Source organism: Porphyromonas bobii, from assembly GCF_943169685.1.
Lineage (GTDB): Bacteria > Bacteroidota > Bacteroidia > Bacteroidales > Porphyromonadaceae > Porphyromonas > Porphyromonas pasteri.
This window is the reverse complement of the sequence record NZ_CALPBU010000003.1, coordinates 201,930-223,033: the sequence shown is the minus strand read 5'-3', so window position 1 is coordinate 223,033 and position 21,104 is coordinate 201,930. Positions and strand designations below refer to the sequence as shown.

The window sequence follows — 21,104 nt, the reverse complement described above, 5'->3', positions numbered from 1 at the left end:
GGCTATAGCTGGTAGGTGTGGTGATACTCCAGCGGTAGGTGCTTGCCTACGGAGGTGACGATGACGGAGGCGCCTTGGGCGGTGGCTTCGGCGGTGATGAGCCCTGCGAGTGTGCGGCCGTTCGACTCATCGAGGTGGCTGATGGGCTCGTCGAGGAGGAGGAAGTCGAAGGGCTGACAGAGCGAGCGGATAGCGGCAAGGCGCTGCTGCTGCCCGAGGGAGAGCAGGCGTGCGGGGCTCTTGAGCTTGTCGGCGATACCGAGCGCCTCGAAGTAGCCCTCGATAGTCTGGCGGTCCTTGTGCCCTGTGAGCTGGTTCTTGATCCACACGTTGTCCCAAGCCGTTAGCTCGCCGAAGAGGCGCATATCCTGGAAAAGGAAGCTCAGGGACTCACGTCGGATGCGCCCCCAGGCTGAGGCGGAGAGTGCGCGGATATCTTGTCCGTCGAAGGCGATGCGGCCCGAGTAGTCGCCACGCCAGCCGTAGACGAAGCTACAGAAGGACGACTTACCAGCGCCGGAAGAGGCTTCTATGAGATAGTGCTTGCCCCGCTCGAGGCTGAGCTCCTGTCGCCAGACCTCGGAGACGAGATCGGTACGCTCACGGAAGACCTCGGGTAGGACTTGGGAGAGGGTGATTTGCTGCATGGAGAGATGGACTATACTTAGTCGCTTGTATTCTTGGGGGGGAATGCGGGTCTGTGCGACTGCACCCCCGTGATTATCAACGTGCAAGATATGGATTATCGGCTTATGATGCAAGAATAGTCCTTCGTGGGGGCGAACCCCATCACGGGGATTCTTCTTGCCCTGCGGAGCAAAATCTACATTCCCGTGAAGAAAAAGGGAGCTTCCCGTAGTGCATTTCCTCTGTCTATGCACGTAGTCTTAAAGACCAGGTACGTAAATCCAAAAGACTACGTACGTAGATTTTAGAGCCACGCACGTAGATCAAACTTATCAGCTATTCGTCAGCAACTTTTATTCGTACTCGTAGGAAATCACTTGACTACTGCTTCCTGCTTTTCTCTCCGAAGGGATGGACTCCGAAGTGGTACTACCGTATGATGCTTGAGCGCAAATAGTTTTATCTTGCTGGCATCAAACGTACGAGGCCCGAAGCAGAGATGCTTCGGGCCTCGCATATTTGATACAGCTGAGCTGTGAGCTACGAGCGGCGCAGCACGCGAGCGTAGGCGAAGGACGTGATCAGGAAGTAGACCAGAGCCTGTACCCACAGCGTGATGTACTGCGGTAGGATGTCGGAGAGCTGCGCGCCCATACTGCTCACGGCGACGAAGGCTTGGACGCCTGGCGTCGAGGGGATGAGATAGCCCAGCGCACGCAGTGGCCCAGGGATAGCCGACAGAGGCCACGACAGCCCCGTGAGGAAGAGGAAGGGCACCGAGGTGAAGACCCAGAGGATCATCGCCTTCTCACGGTGGCGTGTCAGGAGACTGCAGCCGAGAGAGAAGAAGATCATCGCCAGAATCATCGGCAGGAAGAGCAGCACATAGGTCGTGAAGTCCGTCAGCTGTGGCAGGCCGAAGAGCCAGGGTGCGACGACCAGCGTGAAGAGCGACGTCACCGAGTAGAGGGTGAAGTAGCAGATCGCACGACCTATGAGGAGGCGCATCACGCTGACGTAGTGCCCACCGACGTACTGCACAGGTGTGCTCAGCCCGCCACGCTCACGCTGCGTACCCGACATCATCGCGATGCCGATGAGGAGCGTCTGCTGGATGATGAGCACCAGCACCCCAGGCAGGAGGAAGCCTTGGAAGCCCCCTTGCGGGTTGTAGGGTACGACCCATTCGCTCTCGATAGGGCGAACGGAGATGCGTGTGGCTTCGCTGGAGGGACCGTGGTGGCGCTCCGCTTCGATTTCGCGCCCCATCGTCAGCGCTACCTCGGTCGTCGCCAGAGAGAAGGCCTTATAGTAGAGTGCGGAGACGAAGGTTGCATGCAGGTCGACGTGCGCTTGGCGCCCGCTCATCAGCATTCGGTCGAAGTCCTCGGGGATAATCAAGATGCCGTAGGCACGCTCCTCCCCGATGAGGCGGTAGGCCTCTGACTCCCCTGCGACATGCGCCACCACGCGTACATCAGGCGAAGCATCGACACGGCGAATGAACTCGCGTGAGTGTGCCGTATGGCTCTTGTCGATGACGACCAGTGGTGTCTCTCGCACGACTTCGCTCCCATAGAGGGCGGAGTAGAGGAAGGGATAGGCGAAGGGGACGACGAGGAAGAAGAGGATAGCCCCGCTGTCGGCGAAGATATGACGGAACTCCCTGAGGCAGACCTGCCAGAGGTCACTTATGCGGAGTCTGAGAGATCGGATGATATTCATAGAAGCATCAAGCGATATAGCCGACATTCAGGAGGTACTTCCTCAAGCGAGGTAGCATAATGAGCGGCAGGAATATGAAGGCGAGTAGCCCGATATATTGGGGGAGCGAGTCAGCGAAGGGTGCCCCGATGAGCGCCTGATTGATCCCTATGCGGAAGTAGTAGCGCAGGGGGAAGATATAGGCCAGCGTCTGCATCGGTGCGATCATCGAGCTCACAGGGATACTCATCCCCGAGATCGAGAAGGACAGCATCCCGAGGAGGCTACCGAGGCTCATACCCATGCGGAGCACGGGGATCAGCGAGATGAAGAAGATACCGAGAGCCTGAGCTGCCAGCACGAGGAAGACCATGGCAAGCGCCATCGGTGCCCAGCCCGACTGCAGGGGATAGCCCATCCAGCCGTAGAGGATGCCCTGGATGATCCAGCCCGAGAGGACGAAGAGGATGGTCTGCGGAAGAAGCTTGCCGATGAGCGCACGGCTCATCGAGCCCTTAGCCAGACGAAGCCATTCGCTCGCCGTACCGCGCTTGATCTCGAGACCAATGCTGTACGAGGTGAGGAGTAGGATCATCAGCTGCAGGATACCAGGGAGGATCGTCGTGGTGAGGTAGGCCGAATAGTTCAGCCAAGGATTACTCATCACCTCATTGCGCACGACGATGGGCTGCACGGTAGCCATGATCTCTTCCATCGTCTTACCCTTGGCTTGGCCGGTCTGAAGGCCGACCTTGGCCGAAGCAAGCTCGGAGAGCATCTTCATATCTCGGAAGGTGAAGCTCCCTGCCATCAGGTAGGCGCTATTGGTATAATAGTGGAGCTTGGGCTGACGTGCCGATCCCGCACCTGCCTGTAGGCCGGAGGGGATGTGGAAGATCGCATAGACCTCCCCACGGCGCATCGCTTCGAGTGCCTCGGGCATCGAGGCAGCCTCGAGGGCTACCTCAGAGCTCTGGAAGGCGTCGAGGCTACGTGTGAGGGCACGCGAGGTAGGGGTATGGTCTTCGTCCACGACCGCTACGGGCATATTGGTCGGGAGTCCTCCGCCCATCATGTAGAGGAGCATGAGGGTGACCAAGAGCGGTGCCCCGAAGATGGCGAAGAGGTAGATAGGGCGCGTCGTGAGGTAGCGGAGTTCGCGCCTCAGTACGGCACCCAGACCTGTCTTGGGGGTTGACATCTTAGAGCTGACCCTTGTCCAGTACGATCGTCATACCCGCCAGCAGACCTTCGACAGGCTGGGTGGGCTGAGCAGTTACTTCGAAGGTGCGCAGGTCGTGCTGGTCGCGAGGCTTCGTAGCCTTCCACGTAGCGTAGCTCCCCATGTCCTTCATCTTCGAGACAGTCAGCTCGATCTTCTTACCGCCGAGGGCTGGGATGGTGCCGTGGAGCTTACTACCCTGACGCAGGCCGGCGAGCTTGTCTTCGCGCACGGCGAAGAGGACACGCACGGCGCGGTAGTCGGAGATGCTCATAATAGGAGCGCCCGTACCGACGAGCTCGCCCTGATGAGGGTAGATCTCGGAGATGATACCGTCGACGGGAGCGATGAGCGCACCCTCCTTGAGGTAAGCGTCGACCTCGGTGATAGCACCTGCAGCGCGCTCGACGAGGGCCTGAGCAGCCCACTTGTCCTCACGCTGAGCGCCGTTCATCGCCATATCGTACTGGCTGCGAGCAGCACGTTCGGTAGCGCGCATTGCGTTGAGCTGAGCGGTGGCTTCGTCGTACTTCTGTGCGGGGAGGACGCCTTCCTTGTAGAGGCGCTCGACGCGCTCGAAGCTCTTCTCTGCGACCTCGAGACCAGCCTTAGCCTTCTGCCACATCTCGTAGGCACCTTCCTTCTGCTCCTTACGAGCGCCAGCCTGTGCCTTCTGGCTCTGGGCTTCGGCAGCAGACTTAGCGGCCTGAGCCTGCTCGAGCTTAGCGAGGACTTCGGGCGAATAGATGCGTACAAGGGTGTCGCCACGATGTACGCTCTGGCCTTCGCTGACGAGGAACTCAGTGATACGACCTGGGACCTTGCCCGCGATGCGTACTTCATCGACCTCTACTTGGCCGGTGATGATATCCTCCTTCTCACCGAAGAAGATGAAGCCAGAGAGGGCTAAGAGGACCATAGCTACGACGACGATACCGACTCCGAAGATGATACTTTTCTTGGACGATGTGTTGGCAGCCTCGTTCTGCGTGGGCTGCTGGGTGGGTTGTGTACTCATTGTTTTATAGGGCAAGGATATTCTTCAGTTTGCTTTCGGAGAGGAGGACGCGGATCTGCGCGTCGATGAGGCTGTCTTGTGCGCTCATCCAGGCGGTCTGCGCCATAGTATAGTTGAGCAGGGGGATGACGCCTTCCTTGTAGCCGACTTCGGCGTAGCGCATGTTCTCACGCGCCATCTCGACAGCCTTGAGAGCCGTCTGGTAGGCACGGCGAGCATCGTCAGCTGTGCGGAGTGCCTGCTTCATCTGCAGGGTGATCTTACTGCGGGCTTCGGCGAGCTCGAGCTGCTTGACGCGGTGCTCGGCCTTAGCCTGACGACGGCGGAAGGAGCCTGAGAAGAGGTCGGAGATGGGTACCTGAAGCATCGCGCCGAGGTAATACTGTCCGCCAAATTCCTTCTTCGGACCATTAAAGCTATTGGGGTTCGTAGCCGAATAGCTGGCGAAGCCGTAGACCTTAGGCAGGAGCTCTGCTGTCTCCATACGCACGCGCTTGCTATAGATGGTGTCGACCATACGCAGGGAGCGCACTTCGCTGCGGCGCTCGACGGCGGCGGGAAGGTCCTCTGCCTGCAGGCGCTCAGTAGGAGCAGGGAGGGCAAGCTCGATCTGTCCTTCGTCTGCCAGATGGATCTCGGCAGAGGACTCCAAACCGCAGAGGTCAGCCAAGAGCATCTTCGAGAGCTCGAGACCATTCTGTACCTGACTGCGCTTGACCTCGGCTTCGCTGAGCTTCGTGCGGACGGAGAGGCCGTCGGCCTTCGTCGCTACACCAGCTGCGATGGAGGCATCTACGTCGCGCACGGTCTGCGTCAGTAGGGTCACGAGCTGGTCAAGTAGGCGGGACTTGCTGTCGAGGGAGATGATCTGCCAATAGGTCTCATCGACCTTCGTCTCGATCTCCGTGGCAGCTGTCTCACGGAGGTTGTCCTGGAGCTGCTCGGCGAGCGAGGCCATCTGATAGCCCGTGGTGATCTTACCACCGAGGTAGATGGGCTGGATGGCGGTGACGTTGGCTACCCATACGTTGCGCAGGTCGACGGTGCCGAGGTGACGCAGACGATCGGGGATGAGGAAGTTGAAGGAGCCCAGTGGCTTGTCCCAGTCGATGAGGTGGAATTCCTTCTGCATATGCAGGTAGGCTCCGCGAGCCGTCACCTGAGGGAAGAACTTCGTGAAGACCTCTTGCTTGCGGGCGTGGGCAGCTTCGCGCTCGGCGTCCTTCTGCTGGAGCACCCGGCTGTGGGTCTTGGCCATTTCGCGGCACTCGTCGAGGGTGAGCTTCTCTTGGGCAGAGAGCAGCGACGTGCTGGCCACGAGCCCTGTGAGAAGGAGGGCTATACGCTTGGTGCGTACTGATAAACGTAGATCCATTATAGCTATTTCTTATTCTTACTTAGTCTTGGGAGGGCTCGCGCTTGATCTGGCAGGTGATGCGGCCGAGCGCTTGGCGGATATTCTTCTTCGGGTGCATGATGATCTTCGCAGGCTGGAGGGTCGCTTCGGTGACCTCCTCGGGGGTGTTCATCAGCTTGCCTTGGACGAAGGGCATCAGTGTACCCATCTCTCCGAGGTCGACGCCGACGCCTTGCTCGAAGCTCGTACATACGACCTCGGCGAAGGCACGCAGAGCGGACTCCACATCGATGCGGGAGAGCGAGCAAATACTGCTGATCTGCTCCATCACTTGGTCGATGCTTAGCTTCTCACGCTTCGTGGGGTAGGCGTAGTAAAGCGTCTTGCCGGCGCGAAGGCCCTGCTTAGATACCTTACTCTTTATCTCAAGAGTCATCATATTTCTTATCGTTTTTAGGAGTGACCTATGTGTGGTAAATGGAATTACCTTACATAGGTGATTTGCGATGCAAAGGTGGGTAACAAAATGTTATCAACCAAATATTCATTGCTTTTCCCCGCTTTTCTCTCGTCTTTTCCCTTGCCTACCAGCTCCTCCCTCCGAGGATGGGCGATGCTCAGCTCTTATAAATGAGCCTTCCACCCCTTGATGAAGCGTGGAAGATTTGCCGTGACTACTACTCAGGATTTTCCTTTTTGATACTTAATGCGCTGTGTGATAGTGTAGATTGAAAATCAAAGATTTGCCAAATGACTCGGTGAAGAATTGCCGGAATTGTGCTGTGTCTCCTCTTGGAGCTTCGGTGTCATACCTCCGAGAAGAGGGTATGGAGTGCCTTCGCCTGTGCCGTCGTCGGAGTCTCATTAGCTGGGGAAAGCTACCGCCATTGGGGCGGGAGTCTCTTGTGTCTTCATTGATTTGCGAGGGCATCCCTATACAGGGAAAGTTCCACGCTACCGAAGGAAAAGCTTCCACGGCATAGAGGTAAAGCCACGGACGAGTATAGCATTACTTCTATCTACGTGCCTAGATCTAAAATCTACGCACGTGGATATTAGAGTTTACGCGCGTGGATGATAAATCTACCTACGTAGATAAGGGAAATGCACTATACGAAGTCTATTATTTGACTATTGCGATGGCGCTTTTTCTCAGCGTGTGTGAGGGGTGAAGCTGTATAGGAAGGGACTGCGCGGCTTAGGTGGACGCGACTCAGTTGGGTGGGAGATAATGCTCTGAATAGGGCTGTTGGGTGGCTTGAACGTGGGAGATCAGTGGTGAGACGAAGGCGAGTAGGGTAGGCTATTCTCGCAGGCTTTACCCTTCGAGTTGATTATATCGTGTGCGATGTATGTAAGATTTGTATTACCTTTGGAGTGGAAACAGATCATCAGCTACAAGAAAGGAATCGACTCTAATGAGCGGGGCGGTCTTATTAAGCTGCTCGATACCTCTTGCTTTCTCGCTAAGTAGCTCTAAGGAGCACCCTGATGCTCTTACTCCCAGTAGTACTTTACATTAAATAGATTCAGCTATGTCAATCAAGGTTTTGTACACGACTTCGGCTCGTGTCGAAGGTGGCCGCCGCGAAGGCCACGCAGTAAGTAATGATGGTGTACTCGATGTACAGCTTCGCTCGCCCAAGGAACTCGGTGGTCAGGGCGGTGGTACCAACCCCGAGCAACTCTTTGCAGCTGGCTATGCCGCCTGCTTCGATAGCGCCCTTGGGCTCGTCCTGCGCCAGAGCAAGCTCCGTGCGAAGACGGCTGTCACCGCAGAGGTCAGCCTCGGCGAGAATGGTGAAGGAGGCTTCGGCCTCGCTGTCAAGCTCCGTGTCGAGGTCGATGGTATCGATCGTGAGGCAGCACAGCAGGCTATGGAGCGTGCCCATCAGGTATGCCCCTACTCCAATGCGACGCGCGGCAATATCGACGTAACCCTCGAGCTCGTATGATGCCCGCTACGCTCCCGACGAGCAAGACGCAGCACGCCTTTCGTATCCTCCTCGGGCTCTTCCTCCTCTATGCGGGGATCAGCCACATGACCTTCCGCCGTGCGGACTTTGTGGCGCAGGTGCCCGACTGGCTCACGATGAGCAAGGACTTCGTCGTGCTGGCCTCGGGTGTCGTGGAGATGCTCTTAGGGCTCTCCCTCGTAGCTCTCTATCGTCAGCGCGTGTGGGTCGGGCTGGTCGTAGCGATCTTCTTCGTGGCGATCTTCCCTGGCAACATCCATCAGTACACGGAGGGGATCAGCGCCTTTGGGCTCGATACGGATGCGAAGCGCTTGGTGCGCCTCTTCTTCCAGCCACTGCTGGTCCTCTGGGCTCTGTGGTCCACTGGGGCGCTCAAGGCACTATGCCAGCGCTCTAAGTGCTAAGCCCTATCTCTCAACTCTAATCTACGGCGTAGCCCATAGGTGCCGAAGGAGTAGCCTCCCTCGGTGCCTATGGGGTGCGCGTTCTTCGAAGATATATACATCGTATGTCCTCACCTTCACTCCTTCTGGAGGATCAGCTGTGCTTCCGCTTCTATACGGTCGTCCGGCTGATCACACGCCTCTACCAGCCTTATCTTGACCGTCTGGGGCTGACCTATCCGCAGTATCTGGTCTTGCTCGTCCTGTGGGATCATGACGGGGTGCCCCTCAGTCACATCGTAGATCGTCTGGGGCTGAATACGAATACGCTCACGCCTCTGCTGAAGCGTCTCGAGGCGGCGGGCTTCGTCACGCGTACGCGTGGTACGGTCGATAGTCGGCAGGTGATCCTCTGTCTTACCCCTCAGGCGAAGGCCTTGCGTGAGGAGGCAGAAGATATCCCCTCGCTCTTCTCCTGCAAGCTGCGAGATGCAGGCTGTGCCGAGGGCGAACTATCGGCACTCCGTGAGCAACTCGATCATCTGATCTCACGCTTGGAGACTCTCACTCAGACCGCAGGAGTATAGCTCTCTTCTCAATAGGGATAAAGCACCCCGCCCCACACCGTAAGCCTGATGGCTCGTGGTGTGGGGCGGGGTGCTTTGTATGAGGTATGGGGTGGAGCGGGGGGCGCTTACTTGCGGTAGTCCTGCTCGATGTAGTCGATGAAAGCCTTGTTCACCAGGTGCGAGCCGCCAGCGGTGGGGTAGTTGCCGCTGAAGTACCAGTCACCAGGGTGCCCAGGGATCGCTGTATGCAGACCCTCCAGACTCTGGAAGACCAGCTCGACCTCGGCCTTGGTGTCTACGGGACGAAGGAGCTCGACCATCTTGCGGGAGATCTCTTCGGGCGAGAAGGGAGCGTAGATCGCCTTGACGACATTCTCCACGTGCTCATTGTGCGAGACGCTCTCCAGCTCACGCGCCTTCTGATACTGCTCCTCGAGGAGGTGCTGCATGCCTCGCTCTTCGATGAGGGCGATGGCGGCACGGAAGGCGATGAACTCCTTCATCTTACTCATGTCGATGCCGTAGTAGTCGGGGTAGCGGACCTGTGGGCAGCTCGAGACGATGACGATCTTCTTCGGGCCCAGGCGGTCGAGGATACCGATGATACTCTGGCGAAGGGTCGTCCCACGCACGATGCTGTCGTCAATGACGACGAGGTTGTCCACGCCACGCTCTACGGTGCCGTAGGTGATGTCGTAGACGTGCGCTGCGAGCTCATTGCGGCTCTTACCCTCGGAGATGAAGGTGCGGAGCTTGATGTCCTTGATAGCGACCTTCTCGGTGCGGACGCGTGCGGAGAGGATCTCACGTAGCGCTTCGTCGGAGGGCGAAGGCGTGCTCTTGATCTGTCGGAGCTTCTCCTCTGTGAGGTACTTGTCCATACCCTCGATCATACCATAGTACGCGACTTCGGCGGTGTTGGGGATGAAGGAGAAGACGGAGTGGCGTAGGTCACCACCGATAGCACAGAGGATAGCGGGCGTGAGCTGCTCACCGAGAGCCTTACGCTCGCGGTAGATGTCGACGTCACTACCTCGGGAGAAGTAGATGCGCTCGAAGCTACAAGCCTGATCCCGCTTAGGCTGGATGATCTGCTCGGTGCGGACCTCGGCAGCGCGGTTGACGAGGATAGCTTGCCCTGGGCGAAGCTCGGTGATCTGCTCGGCGGGGACGTTCATCACCGTCTGGATGACGGGGCGCTCGGAGGCCAAGACGACGACTTCATCGTCGATATAGTAGAAGGCTGGACGGATGCCGTGGGGGTCGCGCATGGCGTAGGTCTCGCCGCTACCCGTCTCACCGCACATGACGAAGCCCCCGTCCCAGAGGGGGGCACACTGGCGCAGGACGTTCGCCAGGTCGATGCGCTCCTCGATGTAGTGCGTGATGTCCATGCCTGTGAGGCCGTGGGTACGGCTCTCTTTGAAGAGACGCTCGACCTCGCGGTCGAGGCGGTGCCCGAGCTGCTCCAGGAGGATATGCATATCGGAGACGTGGCGGGGATGCTGGCCGACGGAGGCAATGGCTTCGAAGACGTCGGTGACGTTCGTCAGGTTGAAGTTACCGCAGATGGAGAGGCACTTGGCGCGCCAGTTGCTGCGGCGAATCATGGGGTGCACGTAGGTCAGGCCACTCTTGCCCGTCGTGCTATAGCGCAGGTGTCCCATGAGGCAGGAGCCAGCGAAGGGCAGGTAGCGCTCGGCATAGGCTGCATCAGCGAGCTTCTCTGCGGGGACATCAGCGAAGGAGGCGTAGACGGAGTTGAAGATCTCTTGGATGGCGGAGGCACCTTCGGCGCGCTCGCGGAAGAGATATTCGTCACCAGGAGCCGCGTGGAGCTTGACGACAGCGAGCCCAGCACCTTCCTGACCGCGGTTGTGCTGCTTCTCCATGAGGAGATAGAGCTTATTGAGGCCATACATCCAGGTGCCATACTTCTCTTGGTAGTAGGCGAGGGGCTTACGCAGGCGGATCATCGCCACGCCACATTCGTGCTTGAGGGGTTCCATTGAGTGAAGGGATAAATCTATGGAGTCGGTATAGAGGAAAGAAGTAAAGATGCGCATGCCTCCCGCAGCGGGGAGTATGCGCATCTTTGACTTATCTATTTGTGCATAGGAGGGTGCGGAGGGTTAGCGCTTGCCTTGCTTCTGGGCTTTGCGCTGCTGCTCCTGCTGGAGGCGCTGAGCTTCCTCGAGGCGCTGCATCCACTTAGACTTCTTGCGGGGCTTCTTCTTGTTCTCTTCGAGCTGGCGGAGGAGCTTGTCCTCGTTGAGCGTCCAGCGGAAGGCGAAGTACTGCAGGATGGTGATGAGCGTAGAGACGAAGTAGTAGTAGCTAAGACCCGAGGCGTTCTGGTTGAACATGAAGAAGAACATGATCGCCATGATATAGGGCATGGTCTTCATACCGGCCATACCTTCGCCCGAGGGGCTCTGATTCATCGTGTAGCGCGTGTAGAGGATGTTCGTCACCGTCATCAGCACGCAGAAGAGGCTCAGGTGGTTGCCCAGGAAGGACGAGATGAGGGGGATGTTCGCATGCCACGAGATGACCGCGTCATAGGTAGAGAGGTCGTCAGCCCAGAGGAAGCCCTGTCCGCGCAGTAGGATGGAGGTAGGGAAGTACATGTACAGTGCGATGAGGAAGGGCATCTGCAGCAGCATGGGCAGACAGCCGCTCATCGGGCTGGCACCAGCCGAGCGATAGAGATTCATCGTCTCGGTCTGACGCTTCATCATCTGATCCTGCTCCTTGCCGGGGTACTTAGCGTTGATGGCTTCGATCTGAGGGCGCAGCACACGCATCTTCGCCTGCGACATGTAGCTCTTGTAGGTGAAGGGCCAGAGAAGCATCTTGATGAAGAGCGTCATCAAGAGGATGATGATACCCCAGTTCGACAGGAAGCCAGAGAGGAAGGTCACTACGGGGATGATCAGATACTGGTTGATCCAGCGGAAGACGCTCATGCCGAGGTAGACGAGGTGGTCGAGGTGCAGGGCGTTTGCCTTGTCGACACCTTCGTCATAGCCCTTCAGAAGGTCGTAGTCGTTGGGGCCGAAGAAGAACATAAAGGGCACGACGGTCTCCGTCTCCTTGACCGAGATGGGGAAGGTCCCCTTGAAGTCGCCAGAGCGGACGTAGCCGCTACCTTCGCCCTCGGTCTTGAGGGTGAGCTTATTATCCTTGAAGCCCGTAGCCGAAGCGATCAGCACGGAGCTGAAGTACTTGTCCTTGAAGGCCACCCAGCGCAGCGTCTCTTGGATATCTTCGTTGGCTTCGCTGGTCGTCTCGAGGCGGTCTACATCGCCCTGAGGGTAGTGGTAGTAGATACCGCTATACTGACCCTCGAACTTCCAGGACTGCTCCTGCTGGGGGATGCGCTGACGCCACTCGATATCCTGCAGCGCAATGTTCACGGGGAGGAAGTGACGAAGCTCGTGACCGCGGATGGTGAAGTCCACGCGGTAGTCGGAGCTACGGAGCTTATATACGTAGTCGAGGTAAGCTGACTCGTCGAGCTGCATACGCAGGGTAGCAGTGGAGTCGGTAGCTTCGATGATGTCGAAGTTGGCATCAGCCGTGCTCACCATACGGTTGTCGAGCGTGCGTAGGGGGAGGTCCAGACGCGTGTCGCCCTTACGGAAGAGATGTACGGGCTTCTTCGACTGGTCGAGGTAGTCTGCGAGTACGGCTTCGACAGGGGCACCACCACGGGTGGAGATGGAGAGAGCGAGCTTCTCGTTCTTCAGTACGATGACCTTCTCTTCCTTAGCCTGCTGGTAAGGGGCGAGGATGGGGGCACCCGTGCTGTCGAGGGCGGCGGTGTCAGCCGTGGCCTGTGGGGCAGCGGGCTGCTGAGCTACGACGTGGGTGGTATCCGCTGGTGGCGGTGTCTGCTGAGTCGGGTCGGGCTTGCTGAACCAGGTGAACCCGATGAGTACGGCCCCGATGAGTAGGGCTCCGATGAGTGTATTCTTATCCATTAATCTATACTATGCCTCCACACGCGCCAGTGGGGCGCTGGAGGCGATGTGATACAGTCGCGGGGGGCTCTTAGGCCTGATGGCGCTCGCCACCGTGCTTGATCGCTTCCTTCACGAAGGCGAGGAAGAGCGGGCTGGGGTGGAGTACCGTGCTGCGGTACTCGGGGTGATACTGCACGCCGACATACCAAGGATGTCCGCTGAGCTCTACCGTCTCGACGAGCCCCGTGTCAGGGTTTTCCCCTGCACAAATCATGCCAGCTGCTTCGTAAGCCTCGCGATACTGGCTGTTGAACTCAAAGCGGTGGCGGTGACGCTCACGGATGAAGTCCGAGCCATAGGCGGCAGCGATCTTCGACCCAGGGCGCAGCACGCAGTCGTAGCCCCCGAGACGCATCGAGCCTCCGAGGTCGGAGATGCTCTTCTGCTCTTCCATGAGGTCGACGACCTTGTGTGTGGTCGTGGGGTCAATCTCCGTGGTGTGGGCATCGCTCCATCCCAAGACGTTGCGGGCGAACTCGATGACCATACACTGCATACCGAGGCAGATACCCAGCGTGGGGATGCCGTGCTCACGGGTATAGCGCAGGGCGACGAACTTCCCATCAACACCGCGGGAGCCGAAGCCAGGAGCTACGACGACACCATCAACATCCCCCAGCAGTTCGGCTACATTCTCCTCAGAGACCTTCTCGCTGTGTACGGAGATGAGGCGGAGCTTGCGGCCACTGTAGGTAGCAGACTGCAGGAGCGCTTCGTCGATGGACTTGTAGGCATCCTGCAGCTCGACGTACTTACCGATGAGGGCGATGGTGACGACGTCCTTAGCTTCTTCGCGCAGGGCGAGGAACTTCTTCCACTCCTTCAGCTCAGGCTTAGCCTCAGGCGTGATGCCGCTCTTCTTGAGCACGATCTCATCGAGATGCTGCTCGCCGAGTGCCAAGGGTACCTGATAGATGGTGGGGACGTCGACGCTCTGCACGACGGACTCTGCTGAGACATTACAGAAGAGTGCGACCTTGCGGAGGATGTCGCTGCTGAGTGTGTGCTCAGTACGCAGGACGAGGATATCGGGCTGGATACCGACCTCCTGGAGCTGCTTGACGGAGTGCTGGGTGGGCTTGGTCTTCACTTCACCAGCCGCAGCGATATAGGGGACGTAGGTCAGGTGGACGCACAGGCAGTTCTGCCCGAGCTCCCACTTGAGCTGTCGTACGCTTTCGAGGAAGGGGAGGGATTCGATATCGCCGACGGTACCACCGATCTCGGTGATGACGAAGTCGTACTGCTTCTTGAGGCCAAGGAGCTTGACGTTGCGCTTGATCTCGTCGGTGATGTGGGGGATGACCTGTACGGTCTTGCCGAGGTAGTCACCCTTACGCTCCTTGCGGATGACGTTTTGGTAGATACGCCCGGTAGTGATGTTGTTGGCTCGTGAGGTCGCTATGTCGAGGAAGCGCTCATAGTGTCCGAGGTCCAGGTCGGCTTCGTGCCCGTCATCGGTGACATAGCATTCGCCGTGCTCGTAGGGATTGAGGGTGCCTGGGTCAATGTTGATGTAGGGGTCGAACTTCTGTATCGTGACGCTGTAGCCACGTGCCTGTAGGAGCTTGCCAAGAGAGGCTGCTACGATCCCCTTGCCTAAGGAAGAGACGACGCCCCCCGTGACGAAGATGTACTTTGTTTCCACTATGCGCTATTATATATCGGATGAAGCGTACTCCAGCGATGGCCACACGCCCCTTGCCTTGCAGGGGGTAGGGACGAGCTGATAAGTACTCCACCCAAGTTACCCTGCAAAGATACGCTTTTTACCCGCTTTGCTCCTTCCCGCGTAGTGTGTGCTGCAAATTTCTCCGACGTCTATTACTACCCCTGCCTACCACGATAGAGAAAACTTCGAGATGCTGGCCTTTCGTAGCTCCGTCTTCTGCAGGGAAGAGAGGGCTTCTCTGGGTACTTCCTCTTCTCTATAGAAGGTGATGAAGTGCAAAGGACTATTGGTATGGGGTGTGAATGAGTAGTTGTTTGCACTCAGACCACTATTCGTTCATACCCCATACCACTATTGGTTTGCACTACCGACCACTATTGGTTTGCACTACCGACCACTATTGGTTTGCACTGCCTCGCTCGGGGGGGGGCTCTTCATCCCTTCCGAATAAGATACCCCACTTAGGAGCAAAACAAAGGCTACACCCGAAGTCTGACTTCGGGTGTAGCCTTTGCTATGAGGGAGAGAATGGGGAGGGCTTTACGCGAAGAGGCGTGCGCTACTTCGGTTCGCCTTAGAAGCGGAAGCCAATGGACACGCCCATATCGAAGATGTCAGAAGCCTGCTTGATCTTTGAAACCTTGACCTGGGGCTGTGTGGCATCGAAGGTAAACACAGCATTCGTCATATCTCTGGGGATATCTTGACGAAGAGCCTTTTCGACCTCTGCGTGGCTGACCGCAGGAGTATAGGTGCCTGTAAGACTCCCGCGTGTGAAGCCACGTCCGACACCGAGGATGTGCCAGTCTAAGACGATGTTCTTCCGTCGTCCGAAGAGCCATTGTGCCCCGATGCTGAGGCCGTAGCTGTGTGTCGTGGCCTGACCGTCGTAGTCAACGCTGATATGCTGCATCTTGTCGTCTACCACCTTGTGTGGGGCATATATATGCTGGCGGGTGAAGTCGCTATGCTGGAATCTGTAGTAGCCCTGTATGTAGAAGCCATGTCCTAAGCCTCCATTGAGATACCATCTTATCTGGGGCGAGAAGGCTACATACTTCGGTTGCTCGGGAGAGAAAACGATGGAGTTGCTGAGAGCATAGCTACGGTAGTGGAAGGCTCCAGACTGCGTCCCTTCATCTCCCTGAGGGGTGAAGTAGAGACCGAGCTGGGCACTGACTCCATGGGCGAGGAGGCGCTCGACCTGAAGGTTGAGATTCCCGACGACATCGCTCAAGGGGTCGGTCTTGACGATGGTCCTCCCATCAAGGAGCGAGTAGAGCTGGGTAGGGTCGGGCTTGGGTGCTTCTTGTGCCAGCACGGGGAGTGTGCTGAGGCTAAGCATAAGGGCAGTAAGTATCTTTCGCATAAATATGTAGAGAGGGCTGGGGCTTTGTGACCCCAGCTGAATTAATGAATCGTTAGAAGCGGAAGCCGATGGAGAGCCCCATATCAAGGATATAGGACTGGTACTTGATCTTTGATACCTTTACCCGAGGCTGTGTGGCATCAAAGGTGAACTCAGTACCTTCTCCTTGGTTGGGAAGGTCGCCACGGATGCGCTCTGTGAAACTCTGCTGGTCGAGGGCTGAGGTATAGCTCCCCGTGAGCTTACCTCGGACGAAGCCACGGCCGATCCCAGCGATGTACCAGTCTAAGACGACATTCTTTCTCCGGCCAAAGAGCCACTGTGCCCCGACACCAAAGCCGAAGCCATGCATCGTAGCTTGACCATCATATACCAGAGTAAATTCAGGTGTATCATTGCCAATTAGAGTGCGGTGCGAGCTGATCTCTTGGTTGGTAAACTGAGTGTGCTGGTAGTGATAATACGCCTGCATATAGAAGCCATAGCCCAAGCCATCATTGAGATACCATCGTACTTGCGGCACGACAGCGACATACTTGGGCTGGAAGGAGTAGAGGGCTATACTACTCGTCACCGAAGTGATGTCGTGGAAGGCTCCGAACTGTCGCCCTTGATTGGACTTAGGAGAGGTGAAGACGGATAGCTGTGCGCTAAGCCCATCGGTCAGGATGCGCTCGATCTTGAGGTTGAGGTTCCCGAAGATGTCGCTGAAGGGATTGGTCTTGATGATGGTCTTCCCATCAAGGAGCGAATAGACCTGTGTGGGGTCTGTCTTAGGTGTCTGCTGCGCCAGCACGGGGAGCGTGCCGAGAGCAAAGAGCAGAGGAGTAAGTCTCTTGATCATGATGGATAGAGGTATAGATCGTGTCGTATCGTACCGCTAAGTTAGTGAATTCAGGGAATTTTGCTACTGGTATTTTGCTGCGGCGTAAGTCGTAGGGGGAAAGAGCATTGCGGGGAGGGGTAAATGAACCAGTACTGGTCACTGACCCGATCAGTACTGGTCGCGCTTCGGACCAGTACTGGTAACTACTGGTAACTACTGGTGACCAGTACTACTTCGCTCGGTGACCAGTACTGGTTGCTTTTACCTCAAGATACGGCGAGCTGGCAGAGGGCTGTGAGCACTCTGTGAAGTCTCGGGTGAAAGCGGTGGGGTTATTCCTCGGGGAGGAGTGGTTCACCGAGGTCGCGTAGACCTTCGATGAGGTAGGGGCGAGTGATGTCCCGGGGCTTGAGGATCTCCCGATCCCAGGTGATGAGGTCGATGTCCACGGGGATAGCTTCGGGGTGCTTCTTGCGCTGCTCGGGGGTACGGCCTGTACGACGCTCCAGAGCCTTGAGGTGTGTGGCGAAGGTCTCCAGCTCCATACTTGTCTCTCCTACGGCTACTTGGTCGGTGAAGAGCGCATCGGAGAGTCCAAAGCTGATGGGGGCAGATTCGCGAGCTGGGGAGAAGGTGAGGCGCTCCAGCCCGAGACTGCGGAGCCCCGCTTGGGCCAGAGAGAGGTGTTTCTGTGGCTCACTATTAGAGCCCAAGGTCAAGACAAAGCGATGGAGCTTCATAGTCACTTGCTGTCGGTGTGCTGGGTGTGTACAGAGGCCTCGTGGATCGAGCTGAAGAGCTCCCTGAGGAAGCCTTCATCCAGTCCCAAGGCATGGCCCTGTGATAAGCGGTCCTCCAGCAGACTGCGGTAGCGGTCGGGCTGCACGATAGGGAGGTGGGCACTGGCCTTGATATGCCCGATCTCTTCGGAGATGATCATACGCTCTCGCAGCAGGCGCAGGAGTTCGGCATCGATATGATCAATCTTCTCCCGTAGTCCGCTGAGCATGCGGTCATCGGTCGGTCGGACTGGGCGGAGATCCAGCTGGGAGAGGATGGTGATGAGGTCGGTGGGGGTGAGCTGCTGTGCGGCATCGCTCCAAGCACTCTCGGGCTCGGGGTGCGTCTCGACCATCAGGCCGGAGAAGTTCATCTCCAGCCCCATACGGCTGACCAGCGGTACGAGGTCTCGGCGCCCAGCGATGTGGCTGGGATCAACGAGGATGGTAAGCTCGGGATGGCGACGGCGTAGCTCAATGGGGATTTGCCAGAGGGGGGCATTGCGATAGAGCCCCTTGGCGTAGGTGCTGAAGCCGCGGTGTATAGCCCCTATCTGAGGGATACCTGCTTGGTAGAGGCGCAGGAGAGCGCCTTCCCACAGCTCGATGTCGGGGTTAAGTGGGTTCTTTACCAGCACGGTGACGCGCTCTCCGCTGAGGGCCTCGGCAAGCTCTGCCATAGCAAACGGGCTTGTCGTCGTGCGCGCTCCGATCCAGAAGGTATCCAGCCCTGCAGCGAGTGCTTCCTCCACATGGCTGGCGGAGGCCACTTCGGTGGCGACCTGCATACCCAGCTCACGCTCGACGCGCTGGAGCCAAGGCAGGCCTTCGCTACCTACTCCCTCGAAGGAGCCTGGGCGTGTGCGGGGCTTCCATAGGCTGGCACGGAAGAGGCGGATACCTCGGGCACGCAGCGCCTCGGCTGTCGCGAGGGTCTGTGCTTCTGTCTCGGCACTACAAGGGCCAGCAAAGACTATATAAGGGAAGGGAGAGGGATGACGGAGGGTGAGTGGGCGGAAGGGGGAGGCTTGCATGGGCGAGCGGGTGAGGGGCTGGGACTACGCTTGGGGCTCTGCGCCGAGCTCTTCGATGAGACGGAGCATGGAGCGATAGAGGACGGAGTGCCAGGGGTGGGTCTTCTGCGAGAGTAGGTCGTTGTGCCAGAGGAGCGTGAGCTCGCCGTTGTATCGAGCTGTCGTGCGGATGAGGTCGTGTGCGATGCGCTCGGCTTCATCTTGCTCCAGCGCCATGTAGCGCTGATCACTCAGCGTCAGGTCGCGCAGCACGAGAGGGTGGAGGATGAGCTCTGTCAGAAGGCGGGTATTGGGGTTGATGAACTTCACCGGACGGCAGGTGCCGAGGCGGAAGCCGACGACATCGGCGTAGCCCATCGAGTAATCATTGCGGAAGCCCGAGACATAGGCCTGAAGGAGGTCCTCGGGCTCGCAGGAGGTGAGCTTATTGTGTCGCAGGCCACGGGGACGCTGACGGAAGGCCTTCTCAAACTGATGGCGCTCCTTGCTGATGAGCTCCGACTGGTGCCCCGCGGCATAGCTACACTGCAGCGCCAAGAGCACCTTGTGCTTGGCGGCTATCGAGAGGATGCGATGGAGATAGTGCGAGTGGAGGCTGTAGTAAGGCTTATCCAGCGGGTGGCGCGAGGGCATGCGGATGAAGAGGAAGATATCCGATCTATCCCTACCCAAGCTATCGCAGGTATTACGATCCCACTTGAGGAACTTAGGGAAGGTGAAGTAGTCGTCCTCGACATCTGCTGAGAAGCTAAGGCGTGCTGCCTCTAAGGGACTCTTCTTCTGCTTGAGCCATGCACGCAGGAAGCTTCTCCAGCCACGATAGTTGTACGGGCGGGAGAGGTCGTGGGTGAGGTTGACTCTGCTGAAGGTCTGGGGACGCTCCTCGAGGCGTAGGTTGTGGCGCTCAGCGATGCCCGTCTCGAGGAGGATCTGTCTGAGGGCCTCGCCGTACTCGTCGATGATGGGGCGGTGCAGGAAGCCTGCTCGATAGGGGAGCGAACTCTTCCCAGGGAATCGCCCATAGGAGTCGCGCTCACTACGTCGGTACATCTCCTCATAGCGGGAGATGAGGAAGTAGGTCGAGGCGAGTAGGTCGGCATGGATGATGAGCTGACTCCCATCAGCGCTCCACTCCTCTCGGGGCTCGCCGAAGAGTAGTGGTATCCCTCGCCACGTCTTCAGCGGGAGGGGAGGCATCGACTCCTCGGTGCCATAGACGTCCATCTTGAAGAAGCCTGAGGGGATGATGACGATAGGATAGAGCTTCATCTGCTCAGGATCGTCGGTATAGCCGATGGCTTCGAAGCGGCGCTGGAAGCGATCGTCACCTTCACTCTGTACCCAGAGCGAGCCGACGAGGAAGTCAATGAGGTACTGGCGTATCTTCTTGCAGAGCATGGGTGCGGGATTACTCTTGTGCTGGGCTTAAGCTGAGCACGGCCTCGATAGGATGGTGATCCGATTCGCTGGCCGTCTTGTCGACCTCGCAGCTGATAGCACGGAAGGCAGAGCCGTAGAGGATGTGGTCGATGCGCACGATGAAGGGGCGCGTCGTGAAGGTGAAGCCGAAGCCATTGCCACGCTCGACGAAGGCATCCTTCAGCCCATCGGCGATCTTACGCCGGGTATAGGAGAGGGGCGTGTCGTTGAAGTCGCCACAGACGATGACACGCTCGGTACCATAGCTCTGTATGAGCTGGTGGATGACGTTCGCCTGTACGCCATGGGCACGGAAGGTCGGTGCGAGCTTTGCGCCCATGGCGTCCTTCAGGCGGACGGCATCGCCTTGAGAGGCCAAGCGTAGGTAGTCCTCGCCATCGATACGGCGCAGATGGAAGGACTCGAGGTGTACATTGATGATGAGTGTCTCTTCACCACGGATGAGCACCTTGTAGGCTATAGCTCCGTTGACCCAAGAGTCGATAGGTATCTCCTTGGTATCGGTGATAGGGTACTTGGAGAGAAGCGCGAGGGTACTCCCGCCACGATTCACGCGATTCACCTGGATATAGGGGTAGTCCTTGTCGAGATAGCTACGCAGGGTCTTTGAGACGACACCTGCCCAAGGATTCTGATTGAGCATCGCCTCCTGTAGGCAGACGATGTCAGCACCACTGCTTTTGATGTACTGCAGGATGGCGTTGGGGCTGGTCTTGGTGTGGGGCTTGAAGCCGAAGGCGCAGACGTTGTAGGAGAGCACGCGTATCGCATCGTCTTCGTCGCCGAGGATCTTCGCCGAGCGGCTGATGGGGAAGTAGGTGAGGAGCTGTGGCAGGGAGATGAGCCACACGACTCCGACGAGGATAAGGCGCTTCTTGTCGAGCGCAATGAGCCAGAAGAGGCTCACAAGGATCTGCGCTAAGATCAGCCCAGGGAATAGTAGGCCTAAGAAGCTCGGGAGGATCCAGGTCTTCGGTGCTATGTACCCCGAGTAGGCTCCGAGGAGATAGATCCCAGAGATGAGGAGTGTCCCCACGAGAAGGATGACCCGTGCGACGCGTGAGCTGAAGGTGAAGAGAGCGCGAAGCTTCATTATTTGG

18 protein-coding genes are annotated in these 21,104 nt (G+C 57.8%); 3 read left to right on the top strand and 15 right to left on the bottom strand.

The features are described 5' to 3' along the window. Positions 1-2: 2 nt before the first annotated feature. From KO088_RS04690 to KO088_RS04665, 6 genes are all read right to left on the bottom strand, one after another. Entirely contained in the window at positions 3-647 is a 645-nt protein-coding gene (locus KO088_RS04690; RefSeq protein WP_215493781.1) for an ATP-binding cassette domain-containing protein, read from the bottom strand. Positions 648-1,167: 520 nt separating this feature from the next. After that, positions 1,168-2,352 (bottom strand): ABC transporter permease, encoded by a 1,185-nt coding sequence (locus KO088_RS04685; protein ID WP_215493780.1) that lies wholly within the window; start codon positions 2,350-2,352, stop codon positions 1,168-1,170. A 7-nt stretch (positions 2,353-2,359) separates the two neighbouring features. Continuing rightward, complete coding sequence (locus KO088_RS04680) at positions 2,360-3,532, bottom strand: ABC transporter permease (protein ID WP_215493779.1); 1,173 nt, start codon at positions 3,530-3,532, stop codon at positions 2,360-2,362. A gap of 1 nt (position 3,533) precedes the next feature. Next, complete coding sequence (locus KO088_RS04675) at positions 3,534-4,571, bottom strand: HlyD family secretion protein (RefSeq protein ID WP_215493778.1); 1,038 nt, start codon at positions 4,569-4,571, stop codon at positions 3,534-3,536. A gap of 4 nt (positions 4,572-4,575) precedes the next feature. Then, complete coding sequence (locus KO088_RS04670; protein WP_215493777.1) at positions 4,576-5,946, bottom strand: TolC family protein; 1,371 nt, start codon at positions 5,944-5,946, stop codon at positions 4,576-4,578. 22 nt (positions 5,947-5,968) lie between these two features. After that, entirely contained in the window at positions 5,969-6,364 is a 396-nt protein-coding gene (locus KO088_RS04665; RefSeq protein WP_009432149.1) for an HU family DNA-binding protein, read from the bottom strand. Positions 6,365-7,463: 1,099 nt separating this feature from the next. On the opposite strand from KO088_RS04665, the gene KO088_RS04660 reads away from it, so the two are divergent. The 3 genes from KO088_RS04660 to KO088_RS04650 all read left to right on the top strand — a co-directional run bounded on the left by KO088_RS04660 (position 7,464) and on the right by KO088_RS04650 (position 8,874). Further along, on the top strand, positions 7,464-7,883 hold the full coding sequence (locus tag KO088_RS04660; protein WP_215493776.1) for an organic hydroperoxide resistance protein: 420 nt from the start codon (positions 7,464-7,466) through the stop codon (positions 7,881-7,883). Next, entirely contained in the window at positions 7,880-8,308 is a 429-nt protein-coding gene (locus KO088_RS04655; RefSeq protein ID WP_231724902.1) for a DoxX family protein, read from the top strand. Before KO088_RS04660 ends, KO088_RS04655 begins: the two co-directional genes overlap by 4 nt. A gap of 104 nt (positions 8,309-8,412) precedes the next feature. Further along, complete coding sequence (locus tag KO088_RS04650) at positions 8,413-8,874, top strand: MarR family winged helix-turn-helix transcriptional regulator (protein ID WP_215493775.1); 462 nt, start codon at positions 8,413-8,415, stop codon at positions 8,872-8,874. A gap of 107 nt (positions 8,875-8,981) precedes the next feature. Here KO088_RS04650 and KO088_RS04645 read toward each other — a convergent pair whose 3' ends face one another. The 9 genes from KO088_RS04645 to KO088_RS04605 all read right to left on the bottom strand — a co-directional run bounded on the left by KO088_RS04645 (position 8,982) and on the right by KO088_RS04605 (position 21,097). Continuing rightward, on the bottom strand, positions 8,982-10,865 hold the full coding sequence (locus tag KO088_RS04645; RefSeq protein ID WP_215493774.1) for an amidophosphoribosyltransferase: 1,884 nt from the start codon (positions 10,863-10,865) through the stop codon (positions 8,982-8,984). Between the two features lie 123 nt (positions 10,866-10,988). Further along, a complete protein-coding gene (yidC, locus tag KO088_RS04640; protein WP_215493773.1) occupies positions 10,989-12,842 on the bottom strand; it encodes a membrane protein insertase YidC in 1,854 nt (617 codons plus the stop codon). Positions 12,843-12,912: 70 nt separating this feature from the next. Further along, positions 12,913-14,535, bottom strand: a complete 1,623-nt coding sequence (gene pyrG, locus KO088_RS04635) for a CTP synthase (RefSeq protein ID WP_215493815.1) — start codon at positions 14,533-14,535, stop codon at positions 12,913-12,915. A 595-nt stretch (positions 14,536-15,130) separates the two neighbouring features. After that, the gene (locus tag KO088_RS04630) at positions 15,131-15,925 is read right to left on the bottom strand and encodes a DUF3575 domain-containing protein (RefSeq protein WP_215493772.1); all 795 of its coding nucleotides are present in this window, start codon (positions 15,923-15,925) and stop codon (positions 15,131-15,133) included. 52 nt (positions 15,926-15,977) lie between these two features. After that, the gene (locus KO088_RS04625; RefSeq protein WP_215493771.1) at positions 15,978-16,769 is read right to left on the bottom strand and encodes a DUF3575 domain-containing protein; all 792 of its coding nucleotides are present in this window, start codon (positions 16,767-16,769) and stop codon (positions 15,978-15,980) included. 314 nt (positions 16,770-17,083) lie between these two features. Beyond that, positions 17,084-17,491, bottom strand: a complete 408-nt coding sequence (locus tag KO088_RS04620) for a 2-amino-4-hydroxy-6-hydroxymethyldihydropteridine diphosphokinase (protein ID WP_044114637.1) — start codon at positions 17,489-17,491, stop codon at positions 17,084-17,086. A gap of 2 nt (positions 17,492-17,493) precedes the next feature. Continuing rightward, entirely contained in the window at positions 17,494-18,564 is a 1,071-nt protein-coding gene (locus tag KO088_RS04615; protein ID WP_215493770.1) for a bifunctional 3-deoxy-7-phosphoheptulonate synthase/chorismate mutase type II, read from the bottom strand. A 24-nt stretch (positions 18,565-18,588) separates the two neighbouring features. Then, the gene (vimE, locus tag KO088_RS04610) at positions 18,589-19,962 is read right to left on the bottom strand and encodes a UDP-2,3-diacetamido-2,3-dideoxy-alpha-D-glucuronate deacetylase VimE (RefSeq protein ID WP_215493769.1); all 1,374 of its coding nucleotides are present in this window, start codon (positions 19,960-19,962) and stop codon (positions 18,589-18,591) included. Between the two features lie 10 nt (positions 19,963-19,972). After that, a complete protein-coding gene (locus KO088_RS04605; protein ID WP_215493768.1) occupies positions 19,973-21,097 on the bottom strand; it encodes an endonuclease/exonuclease/phosphatase family protein in 1,125 nt (374 codons plus the stop codon). Between the last annotated feature and the right edge of the window lie 7 nt (positions 21,098-21,104).

Coding starts and splice junctions, on each gene's coding strand:
- KO088_RS04645 (WP_215493774.1), bottom strand. CDS start 10,865: ATGGAACCCCTCAAGCACGAATGTGGCGTGGCGATGATCCGCCTGCGT.
- KO088_RS04655 (WP_231724902.1), top strand. CDS start 7,880: ATGATGCCCGCTACGCTCCCGACGAGCAAGACGCAGCACGCCTTTCGT.
- KO088_RS04675 (WP_215493778.1), bottom strand. CDS start 4,571: ATGAGTACACAACCCACCCAGCAGCCCACGCAGAACGAGGCTGCCAAC.
- KO088_RS04665 (WP_009432149.1), bottom strand. CDS start 6,364: ATGACTCTTGAGATAAAGAGTAAGGTATCTAAGCAGGGCCTTCGCGCC.
- KO088_RS04660 (WP_215493776.1), top strand. CDS start 7,464: ATGTCAATCAAGGTTTTGTACACGACTTCGGCTCGTGTCGAAGGTGGC.
- yidC (WP_215493773.1), bottom strand. CDS start 12,842: ATGGATAAGAATACACTCATCGGAGCCCTACTCATCGGGGCCGTACTC.
- KO088_RS04680 (WP_215493779.1), bottom strand. CDS start 3,532: ATGTCAACCCCCAAGACAGGTCTGGGTGCCGTACTGAGGCGCGAACTC.
- KO088_RS04625 (WP_215493771.1), bottom strand. CDS start 16,769: ATGATCAAGAGACTTACTCCTCTGCTCTTTGCTCTCGGCACGCTCCCC.
- vimE (WP_215493769.1), bottom strand. CDS start 19,962: ATGCTCTGCAAGAAGATACGCCAGTACCTCATTGACTTCCTCGTCGGC.
- KO088_RS04620 (WP_044114637.1), bottom strand. CDS start 17,491: ATGAAGCTCCATCGCTTTGTCTTGACCTTGGGCTCTAATAGTGAGCCA.
- KO088_RS04615 (WP_215493770.1), bottom strand. CDS start 18,564: ATGCAAGCCTCCCCCTTCCGCCCACTCACCCTCCGTCATCCCTCTCCC.
- KO088_RS04670 (WP_215493777.1), bottom strand. CDS start 5,946: ATGGATCTACGTTTATCAGTACGCACCAAGCGTATAGCCCTCCTTCTC.
- KO088_RS04690 (WP_215493781.1), bottom strand. CDS start 647: ATGCAGCAAATCACCCTCTCCCAAGTCCTACCCGAGGTCTTCCGTGAG.
- KO088_RS04650 (WP_215493775.1), top strand. CDS start 8,413: ATGTCCTCACCTTCACTCCTTCTGGAGGATCAGCTGTGCTTCCGCTTC.
- KO088_RS04685 (WP_215493780.1), bottom strand. CDS start 2,352: ATGAATATCATCCGATCTCTCAGACTCCGCATAAGTGACCTCTGGCAG.
- KO088_RS04630 (WP_215493772.1), bottom strand. CDS start 15,925: ATGCGAAAGATACTTACTGCCCTTATGCTTAGCCTCAGCACACTCCCC.
- KO088_RS04605 (WP_215493768.1), bottom strand. CDS start 21,097: ATGAAGCTTCGCGCTCTCTTCACCTTCAGCTCACGCGTCGCACGGGTC.